The sequence below is a fragment of the Rodentibacter myodis genome (assembly GCF_001999305.1).
GTDB lineage: Bacteria > Pseudomonadota > Gammaproteobacteria > Enterobacterales > Pasteurellaceae > Rodentibacter > Rodentibacter myodis.
Map to the genome: position 1 here is coordinate 1 of NZ_MLHQ01000035.1, position 20456 is coordinate 20456.

Annotated in this window: 16 protein-coding genes, 1 tRNA gene and 1 rRNA gene; 8 read left to right on the top strand and 10 right to left on the bottom strand. The window is 41.7% G+C overall.

What is annotated here, in order from left to right:
* The 4 genes from BKL49_RS11210 to BKL49_RS11225 all read right to left on the bottom strand — a co-directional run.
* Positions 1-226 (bottom strand): 16S ribosomal RNA (locus BKL49_RS11210); the annotation flags it as partial.
* A 339-nt stretch (positions 227-565) separates the two neighbouring features.
* A complete protein-coding gene (hemG, locus tag BKL49_RS11215; RefSeq protein ID WP_077425488.1) occupies positions 566-1081 on the bottom strand; it encodes a menaquinone-dependent protoporphyrinogen IX dehydrogenase in 516 nt (171 codons plus the stop codon).
* Positions 1081-2544: a TrkH family potassium uptake protein gene (locus tag BKL49_RS11220; protein ID WP_143530847.1), complete on the bottom strand. Its 1464-nt coding sequence runs from the start codon at positions 2542-2544 to the stop codon at positions 1081-1083. The genes hemG and BKL49_RS11220 overlap by 1 nt, the downstream gene beginning before the upstream one ends.
* A gap of 2 nt (positions 2545-2546) precedes the next feature.
* A complete protein-coding gene (locus tag BKL49_RS11225) occupies positions 2547-3167 on the bottom strand; it encodes a YigZ family protein (protein WP_077425491.1) in 621 nt (206 codons plus the stop codon).
* Positions 3168-3297: 130 nt separating this feature from the next.
* On the opposite strand from BKL49_RS11225, the gene tusA reads away from it, so the two are divergent.
* Positions 3298-3537, top strand: coding sequence for a sulfurtransferase TusA (tusA, locus tag BKL49_RS11230; protein WP_077425493.1), 240 nt, complete (start codon positions 3298-3300; stop codon positions 3535-3537).
* A 42-nt stretch (positions 3538-3579) separates the two neighbouring features.
* On the opposite strand, the gene BKL49_RS11235 is transcribed toward tusA, so the two are convergent.
* From BKL49_RS11235 to selA, 3 genes are read right to left on the bottom strand one after another with little or no spacing between them, the layout of a single operon-like run.
* Positions 3580-4482 (bottom strand): RsiV family protein, encoded by a 903-nt coding sequence (locus BKL49_RS11235; protein WP_077425496.1) that lies wholly within the window; start codon positions 4480-4482, stop codon positions 3580-3582.
* Between the two features lie 9 nt (positions 4483-4491).
* Positions 4492-6363 carry a selenocysteine-specific translation elongation factor gene (selB, locus tag BKL49_RS11240; protein ID WP_077425498.1) on the bottom strand — a complete coding sequence of 624 codons (1872 nt, stop codon included), beginning with the start codon at positions 6361-6363 and terminating at the stop codon, positions 4492-4494.
* Positions 6360-7745, bottom strand: coding sequence for an L-seryl-tRNA(Sec) selenium transferase (gene selA / locus BKL49_RS11245; protein ID WP_077425500.1), 1386 nt, complete (start codon positions 7743-7745; stop codon positions 6360-6362). The genes selB and selA overlap by 4 nt, the downstream gene beginning before the upstream one ends.
* A 70-nt stretch (positions 7746-7815) precedes the next feature.
* On the opposite strand from selA, the gene BKL49_RS11250 reads away from it, so the two are divergent.
* Positions 7816-7910: transfer RNA gene (locus tag BKL49_RS11250), tRNA-Sec, on the top strand.
* Between the two features lie 74 nt (positions 7911-7984).
* Here the strand turns inward: BKL49_RS11250 and BKL49_RS11255 are convergent.
* The gene (locus BKL49_RS11255) at positions 7985-8617 is read right to left on the bottom strand and encodes a DUF417 family protein (protein ID WP_077425503.1); all 633 of its coding nucleotides are present in this window, start codon (positions 8615-8617) and stop codon (positions 7985-7987) included.
* A gap of 301 nt (positions 8618-8918) precedes the next feature.
* On the opposite strand from BKL49_RS11255, the gene BKL49_RS11260 reads away from it, so the two are divergent.
* The 6 genes from BKL49_RS11260 to BKL49_RS11285 all read left to right on the top strand — a co-directional run bounded on the left by BKL49_RS11260 (position 8919) and on the right by BKL49_RS11285 (position 15328).
* Complete coding sequence (locus BKL49_RS11260; RefSeq protein ID WP_077425505.1) at positions 8919-9608, top strand: PepSY domain-containing protein; 690 nt, start codon at positions 8919-8921, stop codon at positions 9606-9608.
* A 94-nt stretch (positions 9609-9702) separates the two neighbouring features.
* Positions 9703-10368: a response regulator gene (locus BKL49_RS11265; RefSeq protein ID WP_077425508.1), complete on the top strand. Its 666-nt coding sequence runs from the start codon at positions 9703-9705 to the stop codon at positions 10366-10368.
* Between the two features lie 65 nt (positions 10369-10433).
* A complete protein-coding gene (locus BKL49_RS11270; protein WP_077425511.1) occupies positions 10434-11795 on the top strand; it encodes a sensor histidine kinase in 1362 nt (453 codons plus the stop codon).
* A gap of 134 nt (positions 11796-11929) precedes the next feature.
* Positions 11930-12184: an oxaloacetate decarboxylase subunit gamma gene (locus tag BKL49_RS11275; protein WP_077425513.1), complete on the top strand. Its 255-nt coding sequence runs from the start codon at positions 11930-11932 to the stop codon at positions 12182-12184.
* A 21-nt stretch (positions 12185-12205) separates the two neighbouring features.
* Positions 12206-14011, top strand: coding sequence for a sodium-extruding oxaloacetate decarboxylase subunit alpha (gene oadA, locus BKL49_RS11280; RefSeq protein WP_077425515.1), 1806 nt, complete (start codon positions 12206-12208; stop codon positions 14009-14011).
* 15 nt (positions 14012-14026) lie between these two features.
* Positions 14027-15328, top strand: coding sequence for a sodium ion-translocating decarboxylase subunit beta (locus tag BKL49_RS11285; protein ID WP_077425517.1), 1302 nt, complete (start codon positions 14027-14029; stop codon positions 15326-15328).
* 217 nt (positions 15329-15545) lie between these two features.
* Here the strand turns inward: BKL49_RS11285 and BKL49_RS11290 are convergent, their stop codons facing one another.
* Positions 15546-18455: a type III restriction-modification system endonuclease gene (locus BKL49_RS11290; protein ID WP_077425519.1), complete on the bottom strand. Its 2910-nt coding sequence runs from the start codon at positions 18453-18455 to the stop codon at positions 15546-15548.
* Positions 18456-20396 carry a site-specific DNA-methyltransferase gene (locus BKL49_RS11295; protein WP_077425521.1) on the bottom strand — a complete coding sequence of 647 codons (1941 nt, stop codon included), beginning with the start codon at positions 20394-20396 and terminating at the stop codon, positions 18456-18458.
* Between the last annotated feature and the right edge of the window lie 60 nt (positions 20397-20456).

Consider the following 20456-nt stretch of genomic DNA (forward strand, 5'->3'; position numbering starts at 1 on the left):
CATCCTATGGCAAGAGCTACAAAGCCCCCTTTAATCTTTCGATATTACGCGGTATTAGCTGCAGTTTCCCGCAGTTATCCCCCTCCATAAGCCAGATTCCCAAGCATTACTCACCCGTCCGCCACTCGTCAGCAAGAAAGCAAGCTTTCTCCTGTTACCGTTCGACTTGCATGTGTTAAGCCTGCCGCCAGCGTTCAATCTGAGCCATGATCAAACTCTTCAATTCAAGTTCAATCGCTCAATATCTGCTTAGCTAAAGTTTTTACTACTTAACCAAAGTTAAGTAGATGAATTTCAAGTTAAGCACCTATTAAGACTTCAAAATTAAAAATTGTTTTAAATAAGTCAATCAACAAGTGCCCACACAGATTGTCTGATACATTGTTAAAGAGCAAAAAACAACGACGCACTGTTAGTTTCTAAGTTTCCACAACAGTGCGTCGTTGTGTGCGGCGTATTATAGGCAAAAATTAAAGCCTTGCAAGGCTTTTTTGTAAAAAAATTTAATTTTTTGATCTTTTGAAGGAACTTTATACAAAACGTTCAAAATACAATGAATTTTTGCTTATTTATTCAGCTCATTAATTTGCTGTGCAAACTGTGCAACTTTATCCCAATCCGTGTATTCAATTTCTTTGCTTGCGTCTGTCTCGCCACTGGTGATCTTCATAATAAATTGGATCATTACCCGATCAAACCATTTATATCGTGGGTAAAATAAAGCACCGGCAAATACGGCTGCTAATTTAGGCTGCCATTTTGTACGTTGTAAAAATTTGCGTACATAAACATTCGTTTCAGGGCTGTCTTTGCCTGCTTTGCGTGCCGTTAAATTAACGCCAAAAAATACCGCACTTTTCTGCTCTAAATGAAAGCGATGACGGGTAACAAAACGGTAGACCATTTTGTTGAAATGCCCATAGCGGATTGAAGCCCCAATAATCACGCGATCAAAGCCCTCAATCTCATAATCTTCTTTTAATGCCGCCACGGTAATATCCCCTTCCAAAAGTGCGGTCAAAAATTCCGATATTTTTTTTGTTTGCCCATCGTGGCTTGAATAGAGAATTAATGTTTTCATTATGCTTTCCAAAATGCGGGGGTAAATAAGGCTAAAAGTGTAAAAATTTCTAAACGACCACAAACCATCGCAATAGATAAAATCCATTTTGCACTGTCAGGAATTGCGATCATATTACTGCTAACCGCTCCTAATCCTACCCCTAAATTATTCAAACTTGCCAACACAGCATTAAAGGCATTAAAAGGCTCCACACCACAGGCGATCACGCCAAGCAAACAGATAAAAAAAACTAAAAGATAAGCGGAAAAAAATGCCCAAATACTCCCAATAATACGTTCGTCCAACACATTCTTTCCCCACTTGATCGGGTAAATTAAATTTGGATGAACCACCCGTTTAAGCTCACGTTTACCCTGCAAATATAAAACAAATACACGTGCGACACGCAAACCACCGCCGACCGAGCCGGCACACCCCCCCATAAAAGAGGCAAGGATGAGTAACACCGGTACAAAAGACGGCCAAGAACTGAAATCGGAAGTGGTGTAACCCGTTGTGGTTGAAATAGAAATTGTTTGAAACAATACCTGCTCAAAACCCTGCCAAGAGGAGGAAAAATAACTGTGCCACCACATCACAAGCGTACAAACCGCCACTAAAATCACTTGGATGCTGATAAAAAAACGAAATTCCGGATCACTCAGATAAATCTTGAAAAAATTTTCCTGTCCTAGGGTGGAAAAAGCACGGAAATGTAGCCCAAAGTTACAAGCCGAAATCAATAAAAACAGAACAGTAATTCCATTGATAAGCGGGCTATTAAAATAACCTATACTAGCATCGTGCGTTGAAAAGCCACCAATTGATACGGTAGAAAAACTATGTGTCAGTGCATCAAAAGGATCCATTCCCGCCAGCCAATATGCCAAGGCACAAAAAATGGTGAGTGAGAGATAAATGATCCACAATATCTTGGCAGTTTCCGTTATCCGCGGTCGAATTTTCTGCTCTTTCATCGGGCCGGACATTTCTGCCCGATATAATTGCATTCCGCCAATCCCCAATAAAGGAATGATTGCAATTGCCAACACAATGATCCCCATTCCACCAAGCCATTGTAAAAATTGACGATAAAATAAAATGGCTTTCGGCAAGGAGTCCAAGCCGGTCATTACCGTTGCCCCTGTTGTGGTTAAGCCGGAAAATGCCTCAAATACGGCAGAAGCAAGGGTTAAATGTAGTGCGTCAAATAATAAGAACGGTAGTGTTGCCAATCCCCCAAGTACAAACCAAAAGGCGACAACAATTAAAAACCCTTCGCGTGAACGCAATTCCTGTTTGTGGTGATGACAAGGCCACCACAACAACACACCAACCGCTAAACTCAGCACAAACGCCTGCATAAAGGCTTTTCCGCCGCCATCACCGTAAATTAATGCAATAAAAGCAGGGATGAGCATTGTGCCGGAAAAGCACATCACAAGAATGCCGATAATTCGGACGATAGATAAAATATGCACAACTATTCACCTGCTTCTAGCGGTTCAATCGCCAATCTTCCTGCCGATTTTTCTAATAATTCTGCGGCAAAAGGCTGAACCATTTTTTCACTAATACCTAAAATTAAATGAATTTGCACCTGAAAATCCTGTTCCATTATTTCGATTTGATATTTTTCACAAAGAAGTTGTACAAGGCTTAACTGCCCATAATCGCAATCTAAACGAAAAAGCGTGCGTTCTACTTTGGTTTCGGTTTCCAACAATTTCAAGGCTTGCTGAACACCATTACCATAAGCCCGCACTAAACCGCCTGTTCCCAATAAAATGCCGCCATAATAACGCACCACCACGGCACTGATTTCCCCGATATGGCTACCCTGAAGTGCATTTAACATCGGCTTACCTGCTGTTCCCGCCGGTTCGCCATCGTCTGAAAATCCAAGCTGTTGGGAATCCATAGGCTTACCTGCCACCGTCGCCCAGCAATGATGACGGGCATTTGGGTGATCCTGTTTAATCCGGTTCCAAAAGGCTTTTGCCTGTTCCAAGCCTTCCGTATGTTGCAAATAAGTGATAAAGCGGCTTTTCTTAATTTCTTCTTCAAAAATGACCGCACTTTTAGGAATGAGATATTCCGCCATCGTCTCTTTCGGGTAGTTTCACTTTTAGATAGTTTCAAGGGCGATAGTCTATCACCGATAGCGGGGATTTGTCGAAATTTTGCCGCAAGTGCGATATGATACCGCGTTATTTTTTTGAAGGAAAAAGAAGATGAGAGAAATTCCGGTTACTCAAACCCTTGACACCTTAGGCTTACGTTGCCCGGAACCGGTGATGTTAGTGCGTAAAAATATGCGTCATTTAAATGATGGTGACGTGTTATTCATTATCGCGGATGATCCCGCCACCACACGTGATATTCCCAGTTTCTGCCAATTTATGGATCACACTTTGCTACAAGGTGAAACCACAACGCCCCCTTTCAAATACTGGGTGAAGAAAGGGAAGTAAAAAAATGCGGTCTGTAAATTCGACCGCATTTTATTGTCCCCATTAATCCACAATCTCTTCTCTCAGTTTTACATAGTTTTGCTGTTTAAAATCCGGTTTGAGCAGCTCCATTAATCGCCACCACTCAAGGGTTAAATCTTGTTCGCCGGCGGCATAGGGCTGAATTTCATAAACGCCATAAATGAAATGCACGCCTTCGCTATCTAAATAAATATTTTCAGAGACATTAAAATTATCTTTTGAGGTAAACACTTCATCTTCTTTTACATTACCGTATTCGGTGTAACGTTCCCATAATAAGGCTTTCAATTTCGGTAAAGTTTGTTCATCAAAAAGATCGCTGAGTTTTAAAATTTTATGTGTGGTTAAATCAATCGTGAAATAATGGTTTCCGCCGATACCGTGCGCGCCACCGGTATAATCATAAAAGCCGACAAAAAAGGTTGCTAATTTTTCTTTCTGCCCTAGAAAACCTACCCAACGATGAAGATTAAAACCAATACTTGGCTCTTTTAACATTTCTTTTCGGGTTTGTTCAAAATCCTGCTGATAGCCGGCGATAAGCTGCTCTCGGGTTGGAACATTCTCCGCTTTACGGGTTAATTCTTGCCACAATAATGTATTTAACCAATCAATATTTGTTTTTAAGGTAGAAATCGCATATTCAATGCGTCCTTCTTCCAGCACATAGTCTTCTTTTGAAGGCGGGTATTTAATGGTTTCGGCTTTTTTGAACACCACATCTTCTTCTGTAAAGATTGCCGGTAGCCTCTCCTTTGACAATAGATTATTGGCGAGCAAATCCAGTTGTAATTGTTTATTTTCTTCCGTAAGTTGCGCCACCCTTTGGTTAAGCCATTCAATTTCTGCTTGTGTCTCTTTATCTTGGCAGCCTGCAGTGAAAAGTGCGGTCAAAATTACCGCTGAAATTAACGTTTTTTTCATCATCTCCCCTTATAAATCAAATACATTTTTATCCCGTAAAAGGTGATCGTTCCCTTTGCGGCGTAGAAAACCGGTGCGGTCAAAATATTCCATTAATTGCACAGTGAGCTTACGCCCCAAATTCAAACGGTCACGTACTTCATTGACTGAAATCCTGCCTTTTTCTTCGGCAATTTGTTTAATCAAACGGGCATAGGCATAAATGTTTTCCGTTAAGAAAAAGCGATCTTTCACAATGGGCGTGAGGTAACCCAATTTTCCGGCTTTGTACATTAAATTTCGCATTGCACTTTCGTCCATTGCCAAAGTATTTGCCATATCACGCACCCAAATGGCTTGCCCCTGCGCCTGTTCAAACGCCGCCAACATATCCGCCCAATGGCTCTGCTCCGCCTGCGTAAATTGAATTTTGTGTTCCGGCAAATGCAACCAACCGCGGGTTTGCTGTAATTTGCCCTCTTCCAACATTTCATCAATGAGGTGATAGATCAAATTTTCCGGCTGATTAAGTGCCGCCATTCGGTGTAAACGGGCTTTGCTAACACCCAGTTGATCATTGTGTTGGGTGTGATAAGTCTCAAGTGCGGTCAAAATTTGCTGCGTTTTTTGCTGCACATAATCCTGATTAAAACACCAATCTTGGTAACGTACCGCCCCGCATTGTGCCAATGCTTCCGCTAATTGCTCGGTTGTTAATTGCTCTGTCCACATTAATTTTTGAGCGGAAATCGCATTTTGTTGCAACATAAGCCCGATACGCTGTGCGGCACTTTCCGTTTCGGCTAAATTTGCCAAGAAATTTAACCGCACTTCCGTGCGTTTATGGCGTTTTGGCGAATCAATTTCCAATACCCTCGCCCCTGCAATCAAGGTTTTTGCATCACCACTACGCAAAATGAGTTGATCACCAAAGGTTAAAAATAACGGCGAATCCAAGATAATCTCTGCAAAAGTAAGGTCATTTGGTATGGCATTTTTGCCTTGTAACAACGTGAGTTTACCCGTTGTGCGAGCGGCGGCGTGGTAAATATGCACCGGTTGACTTTCGTTTAACGCAGTCTCCGCCAAAATCTGCACGCTAATGCGGTCGGTCGGCACGGGTGGCGGATCTTGCAAGAGCCAATCGCCTCTTGTGATTGGCGTGCGATCTAAATCAACATTCAAATTCAACGCCAAACGCTGTCCTGCCAAACCTTGTTCACTTGGGGTATTTTGAGCGTGAATGGCTTTTACCCGCACTTTTTGTCCTGTGGAAAGGTAAAGCTCATCATCTATTTTCACGCTGCCTGCAAATGCTGTACCGGTAACCACCGTCCCAGCACCTTTCACACGAAATACACGGTCAATGGCATAACGAAACGGTTTTTGAGTTTCGGAAAGCTCGGGTAATTGTTGTAAATAATGGCGTAATGCCTCAATGCCCTCTCCGTTTTCCGCAGAGGTGATAAAATATTTTGCGTTGGTTAAAAATCCGTAATCTTGCTTGATTTGTTGAATTAAGGTGTCGATTTGTGTCGAACTTGCACGATCTGCCTTAGTTATCACCACAATAATTTCATTAAATTGGAGCTGACGTAAAATAGCCAAATGTTCTTTGGTTTGCGTGGCAATGCCTTCATCCGCCGCCACAATCAACATAGCGTAATGCACGCCCCCTAAGCCTGCCAACATATTCGATAAGAATTTTTCGTGTCCCGGTACATCAATAAAACCAAGGGTTTTGGTGCTATCCTTATCGGCAAGAGGAAGATAAGCATAGCCAAGATCAATGGTCATTCCGCGTTTTTTTTCTTCCGGTAAATGGGCGGTATTTGTGCCGGTTAAGGCTTTTAATAACGCGGTTTTTCCGTGATCAACGTGTCCTGAAGTGACAATAATCATAGTTCGTCCACTGTTTGTAATAAGGTTTCAATATCCGCAAGGCTGCGTAAATCCAGCCATAATTTGCCCCCATCCATTCGCCCGATAATCGGTCGGGAAAGGGATTTCAAACGATTGGAAAGTGCGGTCAATTTTTCCTCGCTTTTTTCGGAAAGGGTTACGGCAACAGAAGGAATCCGTGCCATTGGCTGCGAACCACTGCCAATCTGCGCAGAACTGTTTTCAATTTGAAGATCAAACTGTGAATGTAATCGTATTTCTAACCGCACTTTAAGTCGCACTGCCTTTTCCTCGAGTTGCTCGAGGGATTGCGTGAGCAAATGTAACGTTGGTAAGCGTTCTGCCAATTTTTCAGGATTCAAATAAAGGCGTAATGTGGCTTCCAACCCTGCAAGAATGGCTTTATCACAACGCAGAACACGTTTCAGCGGATGTGCCTGCAAACGGGCAATCCATTCTTTTTTCCCTACAATAATGCCTGCCTGTACACCACCAAGCAATTTATCGCCGGAAAAAGAGACCAAATCCACCCCCTCTGCGATTTTTTCCTGCACGGTGGGTTCTTTCGGCAAACCATATTGACTTAAATCCACCAATGCACCACTGCCAAGATCCGTCACCACGGGAATATTCATTTCACGCCCAAGTTCTACCAATGCAGACTCCGAAACTGACGAAGTAAAACCGCAAATTTGATAGTTACTGCTGTGAACTTTCATTAAAAAGGCGGTATTTTCATTGATCGCGTTGCGATAATCTGCCAAATGGGTGCGATTGGTCATGCCAACCTCCACCAAATGACAACCGGCTTGTATCATAATATCCGGAATACGGAACGCTCCGCCAATCTCAATTAATTCACCGCGTGAAATCACCACTTCTTTACCTTGCGCAAAGGTTGCCAACATCAGTAACACCGCCGCCGCATTATTATTCACTACACAAGCCGCTTCCGCACCGGTTAAACGGCATAACAGTTCACTAATATAATTATCGCGATGACTCCGCTTTCCTTCATCCAAATCATATTCCAGCGCAACATTTTCCCTCATTGCCGCCAAGGCGGCGTTTTGGGCTTCTTCCGCCCATAAAGCACGCCCCAAATTAGTATGTAATATAGTGCCGGTAAGATTATGCACCGCTTTAATTTTCACGCGATTTTGTGAATGTAAACGATGTTGAAGTTCGGCAAAAGTGCGGTCAAAATTCGTGAAATATTCAGGAAGTTGATTGTTTTTTTGAATAAATTGGCGTGCCTGCGTTAATAAATGGCGACAAATTTCGACCACGGCAGAATGCCCAAATTCGATGACAAGTTGTTCGCCTTGTGGGGTTTTGAGTAATTTATCAACGGAAGGTAATTGTTGGAAAAGTGCGGTCATTTTAGAATCTGTTTTAAATAACGTTGAATCGGCGGCTAATTTACGCTAAAGTAACGCCGATTTCAACCACGGAAGGTCGTCATCTCCGGTGAGGTGGCAGGACTTCAAATCCTGTTGGGGACGCCAGCGTTCCCGGGTGGGTTCGACTCCCATGACCTTCCGCCAATTCATCTAAAACCACCATAAATTAATATTAATCTATAAAATAAAAAGGGAGCAATACTGCCCCCTCTGTTAGTCTATTCCGCAATTTTTCTCGCCGCCAAATAACGACCGGCACATTCAGCTGCTGCCGTTAAACCGCCTGCCATCATAATAATGTCTTTAATCACTAAACGCCCGACACCCGACAAATAAGGGAATCCCACATTTGGACTTGGCATATCACCACCCAGATTAGGCACCCAAGCCTCCGGCGTGGTAATCAGGAAAGAAAGCGTGACAATGGACATTCCAAAGGTGAGCAAACCGCCCGCCAAACCGAGTGTTGGGTTCCAGATTCCCAGTAACACCAACACACCAATCGTCACAATAATCGCACCGATAATATAAGAAGCGGTGTAAGTACCATTAGCCTTATGCCATTCAATATTTTTCGCCACCATTTTTCCTTCGGGATTTTTGTGTAGGGTGTATTCCATCACTAATTCCCCTTTGTCGTTTTCCACTAAATTTGGGCCTTTTTCATACAAAAAACTCATAAATGGGCTGTTGGAGACAAAATGGGCGATACCGTCCGCTTCATATTGCACCACTTTTAAACCGCCAATCCACGCCATTACGATGAAAATCGCAATACGAATAAAATTAATAAATTGACGTTGCATTGGCGCAACGATTTTGGCAACAAAATCAACAAATGCTGTAAACATAACTAAGATCTCTTAATAAAAAATAACAAAAGAATAATCCTCTCAAAGAGGCGGAGCGATTATTTCTTATCCATTTTATTTTGTCACTAAGCCCCTAGCAGGAATGAGATTTTTTGACAATAACTTGAGATAAATAGACAAAAACGAAGTCGGTTTAATAAACGCCTTTGTTTTTATTTAGCGTAATATCTTTCTTCTCCCCTAATTTTTCGCTAATTTTTCCCGTTTAAAATGCCCATCATCTTAGGGCGTAACCCTAAGCAAATTGAATCACCACTTTCTTTAAGTTAAGGAGAAAAAAATGAAAAAACGGGTAAATTCTTTATTTGTGGGTGCAATGCTATTGAGTGCGGTGGGCGTGGCGCAAGCCTTATCACCACAAGCACAAGAAGCCTTTGAAAAAGCGCAGGTTTCCGCACAACAAGCACTTTCGAGCGCACAAAACAAAGTGGGTGCAGAGGCAAAAGTGAAAGAAATTGAATTTCATCACACCAAATATGGTAAGGATTATTTCCAAGTCGAAATCTTTGCTAACGGGCAAAAACATCAGGTTGATGTGGATGCAAACAACGGTGAAATTTTAGGTGTGGAAAGTAAAACGCCGAAAAAGGTGAAAGTGCAATCTGAGAAAGCCGAACCGAAAACCACGTTCACGCAGGCAATGGATATTGCGACAACGAAAACCGGCGGAAAAGTCATTGAAGCGGTTTTTCATTCTCACAAAGATAAAACCTTTTATGAAATTGAAACCCTCGCAAGCGGTCAAAAATTTGTTGTGGCGGTAGATGCCGAAAATGGACAAATTATAGATATGCCGAAGAAGGGAAAAGACAGCCATCATAAACATCACGGCAAAAATCATCATAAACAAGACGAAAAACATCACAAACCTTCTCATCAAATGCAGCACGGGCAAGGTTGGCACCAACACGAGAATAGCGAACATCATCACAAACAGGATAATCCCTCTCAGTCGGATAACGTTCGTTAGTCATCGGATTTAATGATAAAATCGACCGCACTTTTGAGATCAGCCCAACGCCTAAAGTGCGGTTATTTTATTGATATTTCTTTAATGAGAACCTATGCGAATTTTATTAGTTGAAGACGACCAAATGATCGCTACTGCCCTTTCAAACGGCTTGAAAGCAGCCTGTTATGCGGTGGATTGGGTCAATAACGGCAACACTGCAGAACACGCCCTGCAAAGTCAGCGATATGATTTGGTACTGCTGGATTTAGGGCTGCCGGGACAAGACGGTTTACAACTTCTTCAGCATTTACGCCAAAGGGGAAATCACACCCCGATACTCATTGTTACCGCACGGGATGATGTGGAGAGTCGTGTTGCAGGGCTAGACGGCGGTGCAGACGATTACATCATCAAACCTTTTGATTTGTCTGAATTATTGGCTCGAATACGTGCCGTATTACGCCGCCAAGGTGGGCAAAGCTCGCCTTTACTAAGCAATGGCGTGATAACCCTAAATCCGACCAATTACCAAGTCAGCTTTGCCGATGAAACCACGCCTATTGAACTGAGTAACAAAGAATTCGCCATTTTACAAGCCTTAATGACCCGCCCCGGCATTATCCATTCACGTGCCGATTTAGAAGATAAAATTTATGCTTGGGGAGAAGAGGTGGAAAGCAATGCCATTGATTTTCTTATCCATAGTTTGCGTAAAAAAATAGGTAAGGAACATATTAAGAACGTGCGTGGCGTTGGCTGGTTGGTGGCAAAAAATTAATATGTGTTCCTTAAAATGAAGCCCAGAGTGCGGTCAATTTCCAATGAATTATGCCTAAAAAGACAATGAAAAATTCCCTTCAACTTAAACTGATTCTCGCCTTCACTGCCTTATTTACCATTGTGGCAGGCATCGCCGGTGGCGTATCCTTTTACGATACCTATCGGGAAAGTTATAAACTGCAAGATGATATGTTGGTACAAATTTCAAGTTTTATTCACTCGCCCGAAAACCCAACCGCCCTTCAGCTACCACATAATAACGCCCGTGTTCATATGCATTTTGAACATCATCCTAAGCGGGGCGACAAACATCCGCCCGACTTTCCGCAACAGATGGAAGACGGCTTTCACACCCTTCGCAAAGACGGTAAAAAATATAAAAAAGTGAATCCGAAAAAAGAAACCCGTCTATGGTATAACGTCAAAAATGCAGATAATTTATACCGCACTTACGTTCGTAATACGCCACAAGGTAAAATTATCATCACGCAGGAAAACGATTATCGTGAAGCCTTGGCGATCCGCAGTGCTTGGCATAGCGTACTGCCCTTATTCGTGCTGTTGCCTTTAGTGATTTTGTTTACCATCCTAATCGTGCGTGCGGCAATGGCACCGGTTAATCGCCTTTCCCGCAAAGTGGAACAACGCCACGAGCAAAATCTCACCCCGCTGCCTCTTCATAAAATCCCCGCTGAAATTCGTGGTTTTGTACTGGAAATTAATCGATTATTAGCGCGAACAAATCACTTTATTCAACAGCAAAAACGTTTTATAGCCGATGCTTCACACGAATTACGCAGCCCAATGACCGCACTTTCCTTACAAGTGGAACAACTGGCAAACCAAGATTTATCCAATGAAGCCAAAGGACAACTTCACCAAATCCAACAAAGCATTCAACGCAGTCGTCATTTATTAGAACAACTGCTTTCCCTTGCCCGTCTTCAAAATAACTCCCTCGAGAATTACACCACCTTCAATATACAAACGGTTTTTCGCCGTGTGATTGAAGATCTCCTACCATTAGCATTAAATAAAAATCAAGATTTAGGCGTTATTAATGAACAGGCTGTATATTTCCACGGTTTAGAAACCGATTTTTATTTACTGGTGAAAACCTTGGTGGATAACGCCATTCGCTACACGCCCCAAGGCAGCCAAATTGATTTGAACGTACAACAAAAGGCAAATACCCTCATCATTCAAGTAGAAGATAACGGTAACGGCATTCCACAGGAAGAACGCCAACGCGTGCTTGATCCCTTCTATCGTATTCTCGGGACAAAACAACAAGGCTCGGGATTAGGCTTGGCAATTGCGGCAGAAATTGTGAAAAATTATGGCGGCACACTCAGCCTACACGACAGCCTGCACTTTGAACAAGGTTTGTTAGTAAAGATTGAATTGCCTGCTAAAAAGCATTGATTTTGTCACCTCATATCAGCCCGCAAAACGCACGCATTTTTAACCGCACTTTCCTTATTTTGTGACGGACTTCAAAGTTTTTTATCGAAAAATTACCTAATATAGGTAGTAATGTTTTCAATATGGAGGTAGTGATGACAGGTTCCGAACTAATGCTTGAAGGCATTAATTTAATGTTTGCAGGAATGGGCTTTGTGCTTTTATTTCTGTTCCTACTTATTTATGCGGTGGTTTTTTCATCAAAACTGATTAATCGTTATTTCCCCGAGCCGGTCGCTCCACCGCCTGCCACTCGGAATGCTTTCCCCCCAAAAGATGATATTGAACGGTTGCGTCCGGTTATCGTTGCCGCAATTGCTCATCACCGCCGTCAACAAGGCTTAAAATAGCCATAAGAAAAGAGGTATTTTATGACTACTCAACCTAAAAAAATTGCCGTCACCGATGTAGTATTGCGTGATGCCCACCAATCACTTTTTGCAACCCGTATGCGTCTTGACGATATGTTGCCGATTGCGGCAAGCCTAGATGAAATCGGGTATTGGTCGTTAGAGGCTTGGGGTGGTGCAACCTTTGACAGCTGTATTCGTTTTTTAGGCGAAGACCCTTGGGTACGTTTGCGTGAATTGAAAAAAGCAATGCCGAAAACCCCATTACAAATGCTTTTGCGGGGACAAAATATTTTAGGCTATCGCCATTATGCCGATGATGTGGTGGATCGCTTTGTGGAACGTGCCGTGGCAAACGGAATGAGTGTTTTCCGTGTATTTGATGCGATGAACGATCCGCGCAATATGCAACAAGCCTTAAAAGCGGTGCGGAAACAAGGCGGTCACGCACAAGGCACATTAAGTTATACCACTAGCCCTGTTCACACTCTGGAAACTTGGTTAGATACCACCGAACAATTATTGGAAATCGGCATTGACTCGCTCGTTATCAAAGATATGTCGGGCATTTTAACCCCAATGGCGGCTTATGAATTGGTAAGCGAAATCAAAAAACGTTACGATGTCCGCTTGCATTTACACTGCCATTCCACCACCGGTATGGCTGAAATGGCACTGTTAAAAGGCGTGGAAGCAGGACTTGATGGCATTGATACCTCCATTTCATCAATGAGCGGTACTTATGGTCACCCTGCCACCGAAGCAATGGTCGCCACCTTGCAAGGCACCGGCTATGACACCGGTTTGGATATTCTTAAACTGGAAAAAATTGCGGCTTATTTCCGTGATGTGCGTAAAAAATACGCTAAATTTGAAGGGCAATTAAAAGGCTCGGACAGCCGAATTTTAGTGGCACAAGTACCGGGCGGAATGCTCACCAACCTTGAAAGCCAGCTCAAACAACAAAACGCCTCCGACAAACTCGATTTGGTATTACAAGAAATTCCGCGTGTGCGTGAAGATCTTGGTTTTATCCCACTTGTTACCCCAACTTCACAAATTGTGGGAACACAATCGGTGATTAATGTCTTAATGGGCGAACGCTATAAAACCATTGCGAAAGAAACGGCAGGCATTTTAAAAGGGGAATACGGCCGCACGCCTGCACCGGTAAACAGTGCATTACAAGCCCGTGTACTGGAAAGCGAACAACCGATTACCGATCGCCCTGCGGATCACCTCGCACCGGAAATGGATAAATTGATTGCAGAAGTGAAACAATTGGCGCAAGAAAAAGGCATTAAACTTGCTGAAAATGAAATTGACGATGTGTTAATCGTTGCCTTATTCCCACAAGTTGGCTTGAAATTCTTGGAAAATCGTGGCAACCCTGCAGCCTTTGAACCTGCACCAACAGCAGAAACCAAATCCGACAAAACAGCGGAAAAACCGACCGCACTTTCCACACCAAAATCCGCCGAACCTGCGGTTTATACAGTTGAATTGGAAGGCAAAGCCTTTGTAGTGAAAGTGAGCGAAGGTGGCGAAGTGACCAATATTGTGCCAACCACTGCCACAACACCTACAATCGCACCAACAACCACCTCAGCGGCAGGCACACCGGTTACCGCCCCAATGTCCGGTAACATTTGGAAAGTGGTCACCACCGAAGGGCAAACGGTCGCAGAAGGGGATGTGTTACTCATTCTTGAAGCAATGAAAATGGAAACGGAAATTCGAGCCTCTCAATCAGGAACCGTGCGGGGCATTTCCGTCAAAACCGGGGATAGCGTTTCCGTTGGCGACGCCTTGATGACTATCGCATAAACAGAGGCGGTCAATATGGACAGTATTATTGCATTATTTAAAGGAATGGGGATTATGCATTTGGAATGGGGGCAAGCCGTGATGATTGCGGTGAGCCTGCTCCTGCTTTGGCTTGCCATTGCCCGCAAATTTGAACCCCTCCTGTTGTTGCCAATCGGCTTTGGCGGACTGTTATCCAATATTCCCGAAGCAGGAATGGCAATGACGGCACTGGATAATCTTATCCATTCCGGCACGACACAACAGCTTGCCTTGGTAGCGGCAAAATTAAATGCCGTTGCCGATCCTGCGGCGATTAAAACCGCACTGAGCAGTGCCTTGCCTTCCCAAATTGCCGAACTGGAAAGCCTTGCCGGCGATTTAGGATACAGTGCGGGAATTCTTGCACTTTTCTATAAAGTTGCTATCGGCTATGGGATTGCCCCCCTTATTATTTTTATGGGCGTTGGAGCGATGACGGATTTCGGCCCGCTTCTTGCGAACCCAAGAACCTTATTATTAGGTGCGGCGGCACAATTTGGTATTTTCACCACCGTGCTAGGGGCATTGGCGTTAAACTGGCTCGGCATTATTCCCTTCACCCTTCCGCAAGCCGCCGCTATCGGTATTATCGGTGGTGCGGACGGCCCAACCGCTATTTACCTCACCGGCAAACTTGCACCGGAATTATTGGGGGCGATTGCCGTGGCGGCATACTCTTATATGGCGTTAGTACCACTTATCCAACCACCTATAATGAAAGCCTTAACCACAGAAGCAGAACGTAAAATTCGGATGGTACAACTTCGCCAAGTCAGCAATCGCGAAAAAGTGCTGTTTCCGATTATCTTACTGTTATTGGTCGCCTTATTATTGCCGGATGCCGCACCGTTATTGGGAATGTTCTGTTTTGGTAACCTAATGCGGGTAAGTGGCGTGGTAGATCGTTTAAGTGATACCGCTCAAAACGCTTTAATCAACATCACGACCATTGTGCTGGGTTTATCCGTTGGGGCAAAATTGGTCGCAGACAAATTCCTACAGCCACAAACCTTAGGGATTTTATTGCTCGGAGTGATTGCCTTTGGTATCGGCACGGCAAGCGGTGTCTTAATGGCAAAATTGATGAATAAATTCAGTAAAAACAAAATCAATCCGCTTATCGGCTCCGCCGGTGTCTCTGCTGTCCCAATGGCGGCACGGGTGTCAAATAAAGTCGGCTTGGAAGCGGATCATCAAAACTTTTTATTAATGCACGCAATGGGGCCAAATGTCGCCGGCGTGATTGGTTCAGCCATCGCCGCCGGTGTGATGTTGAAATATATCGCCGGAATGTGATGGTTTGAGTAAACAAAGAGCGGTCAAAAATCATGCGATATTATGTAGTAGTTGCACAGACATTGTATAGAAATTAACCCTTTCCGTTGCCATGGTTTCATTCCTCTTTATTGCAAAATTTGTTTAGGTAGGATAATTGGCAATATTTTAAGAAATATTACCGCTTGTAAAATGAAAACCTCTTAGTTTACTAAGAGGTTTTTTATATTTAACGATATTATTTATTATTGATTACATTCTGAATAATATTTATGATTCTATCTCCTTCAAATTGTGTTTTAAATACAACTTTCACATTATCAGAAATCTTAGAAAATAACCGTTCAGCGTGTTTAATTTTTCGTTCTTCGCCTTTACGAAGCAAATCCGAATATTGTACGCCTTTAGATTCAATCACAAAATTTAGGATTTCACCTGTTTTGGTTTTCACAATATAGGCAAAATCGGGCGAATAAGTTCCCCCACCTGCCACAGGAATTTTGATCGAGTTTTTCGGTATTTTGGTAAATACGGTAACATTCTCAATATCGCTATCCGTAATATTCTGATGTTCAATTTCCGAATCAAAGAAAATTTCATCAAACAGATAATTTTCAGACGGTATTTTTCCATTATCACTAAATATACCCAAATCCGCTCGTTTTACTTCCTTAACTTCACCTTTTGCATTAGTAAATTTAGTCGGGTGAATACGATTATTTACCACCTGATAACCCAATTCAAATTTGCTAAATGAGTGATTAAGCAAGAATTGATTAAATCCGCTGCGAATTTGATTAATCGTCTGCTGATTCATAAACCCACTGATATTCAGCTCATCTCGCAAGGCATAAAACGCTTTATGCAACGTATTCATCTGAATTTTGGCACTTGTGGCAAGTTCAATGAGAAATTCTCTATAATTCATCGTATTAAAACGAATAAAATCATTGTTTTCAATACTCTCTTTTCTGCGCTTGAGCATTACACTATTATTGATATAAGTTTCATTCACTACTGTGCGGATACCAGTTTGTTTAAATTTGGCAATATTTTCACGCAAATAAGCCGTGAACAATGCCAAAAACTCACTTTCTGAACCGATCTTATATTGCAAAATTGCTTTATGATGAATCAATTCCCACAAGGCTTTGAGTTCCTCATATTTACCAATACGCATTTTTATCGTGTCTTTGCTCTCACCTGCTTTACTGATTTTGTCTTTTTTCAGAGGTTGTTCAAAGGCTTTTAGATAAGCCGTTTTCAAACGGGCGTAACCATTTTCAGTAAACTGCTCATCGTCATCAATAATGCCCTCTGAATTTAACTTCATCAGCAATGCAAGCGGTTTTATTTCAGGATATTTTTGTAAAATTTTCTGTTTCAGTTCTTCGGTAAATTTTTGTGGAATATCTTCGCTCACTGAAGTTTTATTCACTTCACCAATCAATTCTTCCACAAAATCTTTTTCGCTGCTATCCACAAAATAATTGAGCTTATATTGTGGTTCTCGCACGCGTTCCATGAGCTCATTTACAGGCAAACGCAAGCCTCGCCCCACCTCTTGCAATTTAGAGGTTTGGCTGCCACTGGAACGCAATTTGCAAATCTGAAACACATTCGGATTATCCCAACCTTCACGCAATGTCCATTTGGAAAAAATAAAACGGCGTGGATTGTCTAACGACAGTAACATTTGCTTATCGTGCAAAATCTCGTTGATTTCTTGCTCAATTTTGTCATCACTTTCGCTATTGTCTTTGGAAAAATAACCACCGTGAACCAAAGATAAATCCGCTAACGTTCTTTGCAAATAATCACGATAAAATTCATCTGTTTCGGTTTTTAATCGGCGTAGTGCTTCTTCTTTTACCCAACTTTCAAACTTTTCTTTCAAACTGCCTGAAAGCTCATTGCCACTACGATAGCCGCTAATATCATCAATAAAAAATAAGGTTAGCGGTTTAATTTTGGTAGTACGTTCTACCAATAATTCTCTTTCCAGCTTGAAATGTTCCGCAATCGCACGTTGCATCATCGTATCTTGCACGGTTTGAGCGTAAGAATAAGGGTTAATCAATGCTTTACGTTTCAACTCCAAACCATTGCTTAGCAACAATGTATTTTTGTTCATTCCGTCAATCTTCAGCGCAAAAATTGCCGAATGAATTTGGGCTAAATCATCGCCTTTGCTCAAAGCAAATTTTTTGCTTTTGCCATTTTCAGTTAGCTCAAACACCGCTTCTTTGCCATCTAATGAGAGCAGTTTAATACTGGCTTCCATTCCGCCTTGCATTTCTTCCTGAAACACACGCACGCCTTTAACTAAGCCCTCATTAAAAGCATCCACTGCAGTTAATCGGTAAATCAAGTTGTAATACTGATTATTAAACGTTGCTCCATATCGCAAAATATATTGCGGATTTAACCGCTTGATGTTTTGCCACGTTTTAGCACTTTCACGAGTGGGAAATTTATGCGGTTCATCAATAATCACAAAGGGGCGAACCGCAGCAATTGCCTCCACAGGGTTATCAAATAAATCTTTTAATGCTACATCACCTGAATGGCTCATTGATGGTGAGTTAATCATTCCAGCGTTAATCAGCAAAACGTGAATTTCTTGCCGATTTTCTGCTTTTACAAAGGAATCTATTGCTGTCTGAATATACGTTTTCTTGCCTTTACTTGCTTTATGGCTTTCCACAACATAGGTTTTTAAACGAATGCCCTGATAATCGTTGCCAAAATCCTGTTCAAAATGTTCCGCAAGCGATTGGCTTTGCAAAAATTGTTGCGTACCTGCCTTAATGGAAAGAGTAGGCACGACCACAATAAATTTAAACACGCCCAACATTCGGTGCAAATCAAACATTGTTTTGGTGTAAGTGTAGGTTTTGCCCGTACCTGTTTCCATAGCAATATCCAACACATTGATGCCGTCTGAATCCAAACACAAAGTGCGGTCAATACCGTTTTCATTTTGCACTTTTTGCAGATTGGCGATGTATTGATTCTGCCCAAACACAATTTGTGGATTTTCATCAGCTTGATAAAAGCGACAAGAGGCGTTATCAAACACGCTAAGCACGGCTTGAATACCACGTTCTTGATGTTCCAGATTTTTTTCGTAATTAAAGCCGCTCATTTAATTTCTCACAATCAAACTCAAACTGATATTTTTGCGGTTGCTGTAACTTGCCAATGCTTGATTTAACTCCTGCTGCATTGCACTTTCCATATGATTGCCAAACACAATCACACGATTTGGATTAAATGCCGTATCGTTATCCAGCTTTTGAATAAAGGCAAGCAAATGTTGGCTGCTAAAATGTTCATCAAGTAAATACAAGCGTTTATTACACAAATATGCCGTATAACCGCCCAAATCCGCCACTTGCACAGGGTCGGTCAGTTTCGCACCGTCATAGATACACCACGTGGTGAGCAAGGTTTGAATTTGGCTTTCAGTCAAACAGGTTGCATTCGGTATTTCCACTTGGTTTGGATCAAACTTATCATCGCTAACGGCATTGAAATTTTCTGTGGTTCGGTAAATTTTAAACCCTAAATCACCGCTTGCATTTGGAAAATCTTGGCGGAGTTTGACCGCACTTTTTTCAATTCGGGCTTTGGTAATATCAAAAATGGTTTTGTAACCTGCTTTGTAGGCTTCCGATTTTTTATCAGTTTCTTCAGGCAGCTGTACCATAATAAAACGTCTATTGCCGCTATCTTCCGCATTGCGTTGCATTACCGCGTGGGCGGTTGTGCCAGAACCAGCAAAGAAATCTAAGATTAAGGAATTTTTATCTGAACCAATGGAAACAAAATCTTTTAACAATTCTATGGGCTTTGGGTTATTAAATAATTTTTGTGTAAATAAATTTTTTAATTGTGCAGTACCAGTTCCACTACTATATTCTGGTTTATAAAATATAGTTTTTGGCTTTTTAGAGGGGAGGTCACCAATAGATGGTCTTTGTTTTTTATATAAAGAAATATTATCACCATTTCTAGAAACAATAATATCCTTAATATCTTGTTTAAATTTAGCTTTACTCCATCTCCATGACATTTCTTGTCCATTAGTTATTGGATATAAAACCTCCAGCTCCTTATCATCAAATATTTCTCCATTATTTTTAATATAAATCTGATTATTTTTATCAACACCTATTGGAAAAAATAAATTAGGTCTTTTTTCTCTAGGAGCATTAATACCTGTTGCTTTTAAATTAGCTCCTTGTTTATAAAAACCTTTTTCATCTTCTTCCCACTCATCTAAATCCTCCTCATCAATTGGCAAATTTCCTAAAATAGCTTTATCTTTATTTTTTATATAAACAAGAGTATATTCATGAGTTCCTGCAAAGCCAAATTCATCATTATTTCCTTTTAAATTCATAACAGTCGCTAATTCAGCTACAAAATTATATTCCCCAAATATTTCATCACAAAGTAACTTCAACTGTGCCACTTCGTTGTCATCAATAGAAATAAAAATCACGCCATCTTCTTTGAGCAGCTCTCTTGCAATATAAAGCCGTGGATACATAAAGGTTAGCCACGCACTGTGGGAATTGCTGCCACGGTCTGTAAAATTCAAAATGCGTTCAGCCTCGTCTTGCGTGATATTGGCAAGATTTGCCAGTTGTTCAGGGGTAAATTTGCGGTCATCTTGATAAACAAAACCGTCCGAACCTGTGTTATAGGGTGGATCGATATAGATCATTTTTATGCTGCTGTGATAAGCATTTTTTAAATGCTTCAACACTTCCAAATTATCACCGCAAATGAGCAAGTTTTCGCTATTTTGATTTTCAGGCAGCTTATTATGTTCAATATCTTCTGCTAATAAGGTTTCAGGCGGCAAATTGCGTAACAATTTCGCATAGGATTTGCCTAACCAGTTCATTGAATAAAATTCTTTGCTGATCTCGGTTTGCGATGCAATTTCCGCTTGGAATTTTTCCAACAAAAAACGACCGCTTGTGTCAAAGCAGTGAGGAAAAAGTTGTTTAAGCTGAGCTAATTGGGGAGAAATAGCGGTGATTTTTTCCGCATTGAAAATGTTTTTGGTGATCATAAAATCACCTCAATACTATTGACAGTATTTAGATTATTTGTAGGCTGTAGGCTGTAGGCT

Coding starts and splice junctions, on each gene's coding strand:
- hemG (WP_077425488.1), bottom strand. CDS start 1,081: ATGAAAACATTAATTCTCTATTCAAGCCACGATGGGCAAACAAAAAAA.
- BKL49_RS11225 (WP_077425491.1), bottom strand. CDS start 3,167: ATGGCGGAATATCTCATTCCTAAAAGTGCGGTCATTTTTGAAGAAGAA.
- tusA (WP_077425493.1), top strand. CDS start 3,298: ATGAGAGAAATTCCGGTTACTCAAACCCTTGACACCTTAGGCTTACGT.
- BKL49_RS11235 (WP_077425496.1), bottom strand. CDS start 4,482: ATGAAAAAAACGTTAATTTCAGCGGTAATTTTGACCGCACTTTTCACT.
- selB (WP_077425498.1), bottom strand. CDS start 6,363: ATGATTATTGTCACTTCAGGACACGTTGATCACGGAAAAACCGCGTTA.
- selA (WP_077425500.1), bottom strand. CDS start 7,745: ATGACCGCACTTTTCCAACAATTACCTTCCGTTGATAAATTACTCAAA.
- BKL49_RS11255 (WP_077425503.1), bottom strand. CDS start 8,617: ATGTTTACAGCATTTGTTGATTTTGTTGCCAAAATCGTTGCGCCAATG.
- BKL49_RS11260 (WP_077425505.1), top strand. CDS start 8,919: ATGAAAAAACGGGTAAATTCTTTATTTGTGGGTGCAATGCTATTGAGT.
- BKL49_RS11265 (WP_077425508.1), top strand. CDS start 9,703: ATGCGAATTTTATTAGTTGAAGACGACCAAATGATCGCTACTGCCCTT.
- BKL49_RS11270 (WP_077425511.1), top strand. CDS start 10,434: ATGAAAAATTCCCTTCAACTTAAACTGATTCTCGCCTTCACTGCCTTA.
- BKL49_RS11275 (WP_077425513.1), top strand. CDS start 11,930: ATGACAGGTTCCGAACTAATGCTTGAAGGCATTAATTTAATGTTTGCA.
- oadA (WP_077425515.1), top strand. CDS start 12,206: ATGACTACTCAACCTAAAAAAATTGCCGTCACCGATGTAGTATTGCGT.
- BKL49_RS11285 (WP_077425517.1), top strand. CDS start 14,027: ATGGACAGTATTATTGCATTATTTAAAGGAATGGGGATTATGCATTTG.
- BKL49_RS11290 (WP_077425519.1), bottom strand. CDS start 18,455: ATGAGCGGCTTTAATTACGAAAAAAATCTGGAACATCAAGAACGTGGT.
- BKL49_RS11295 (WP_077425521.1), bottom strand. CDS start 20,396: ATGATCACCAAAAACATTTTCAATGCGGAAAAAATCACCGCTATTTCT.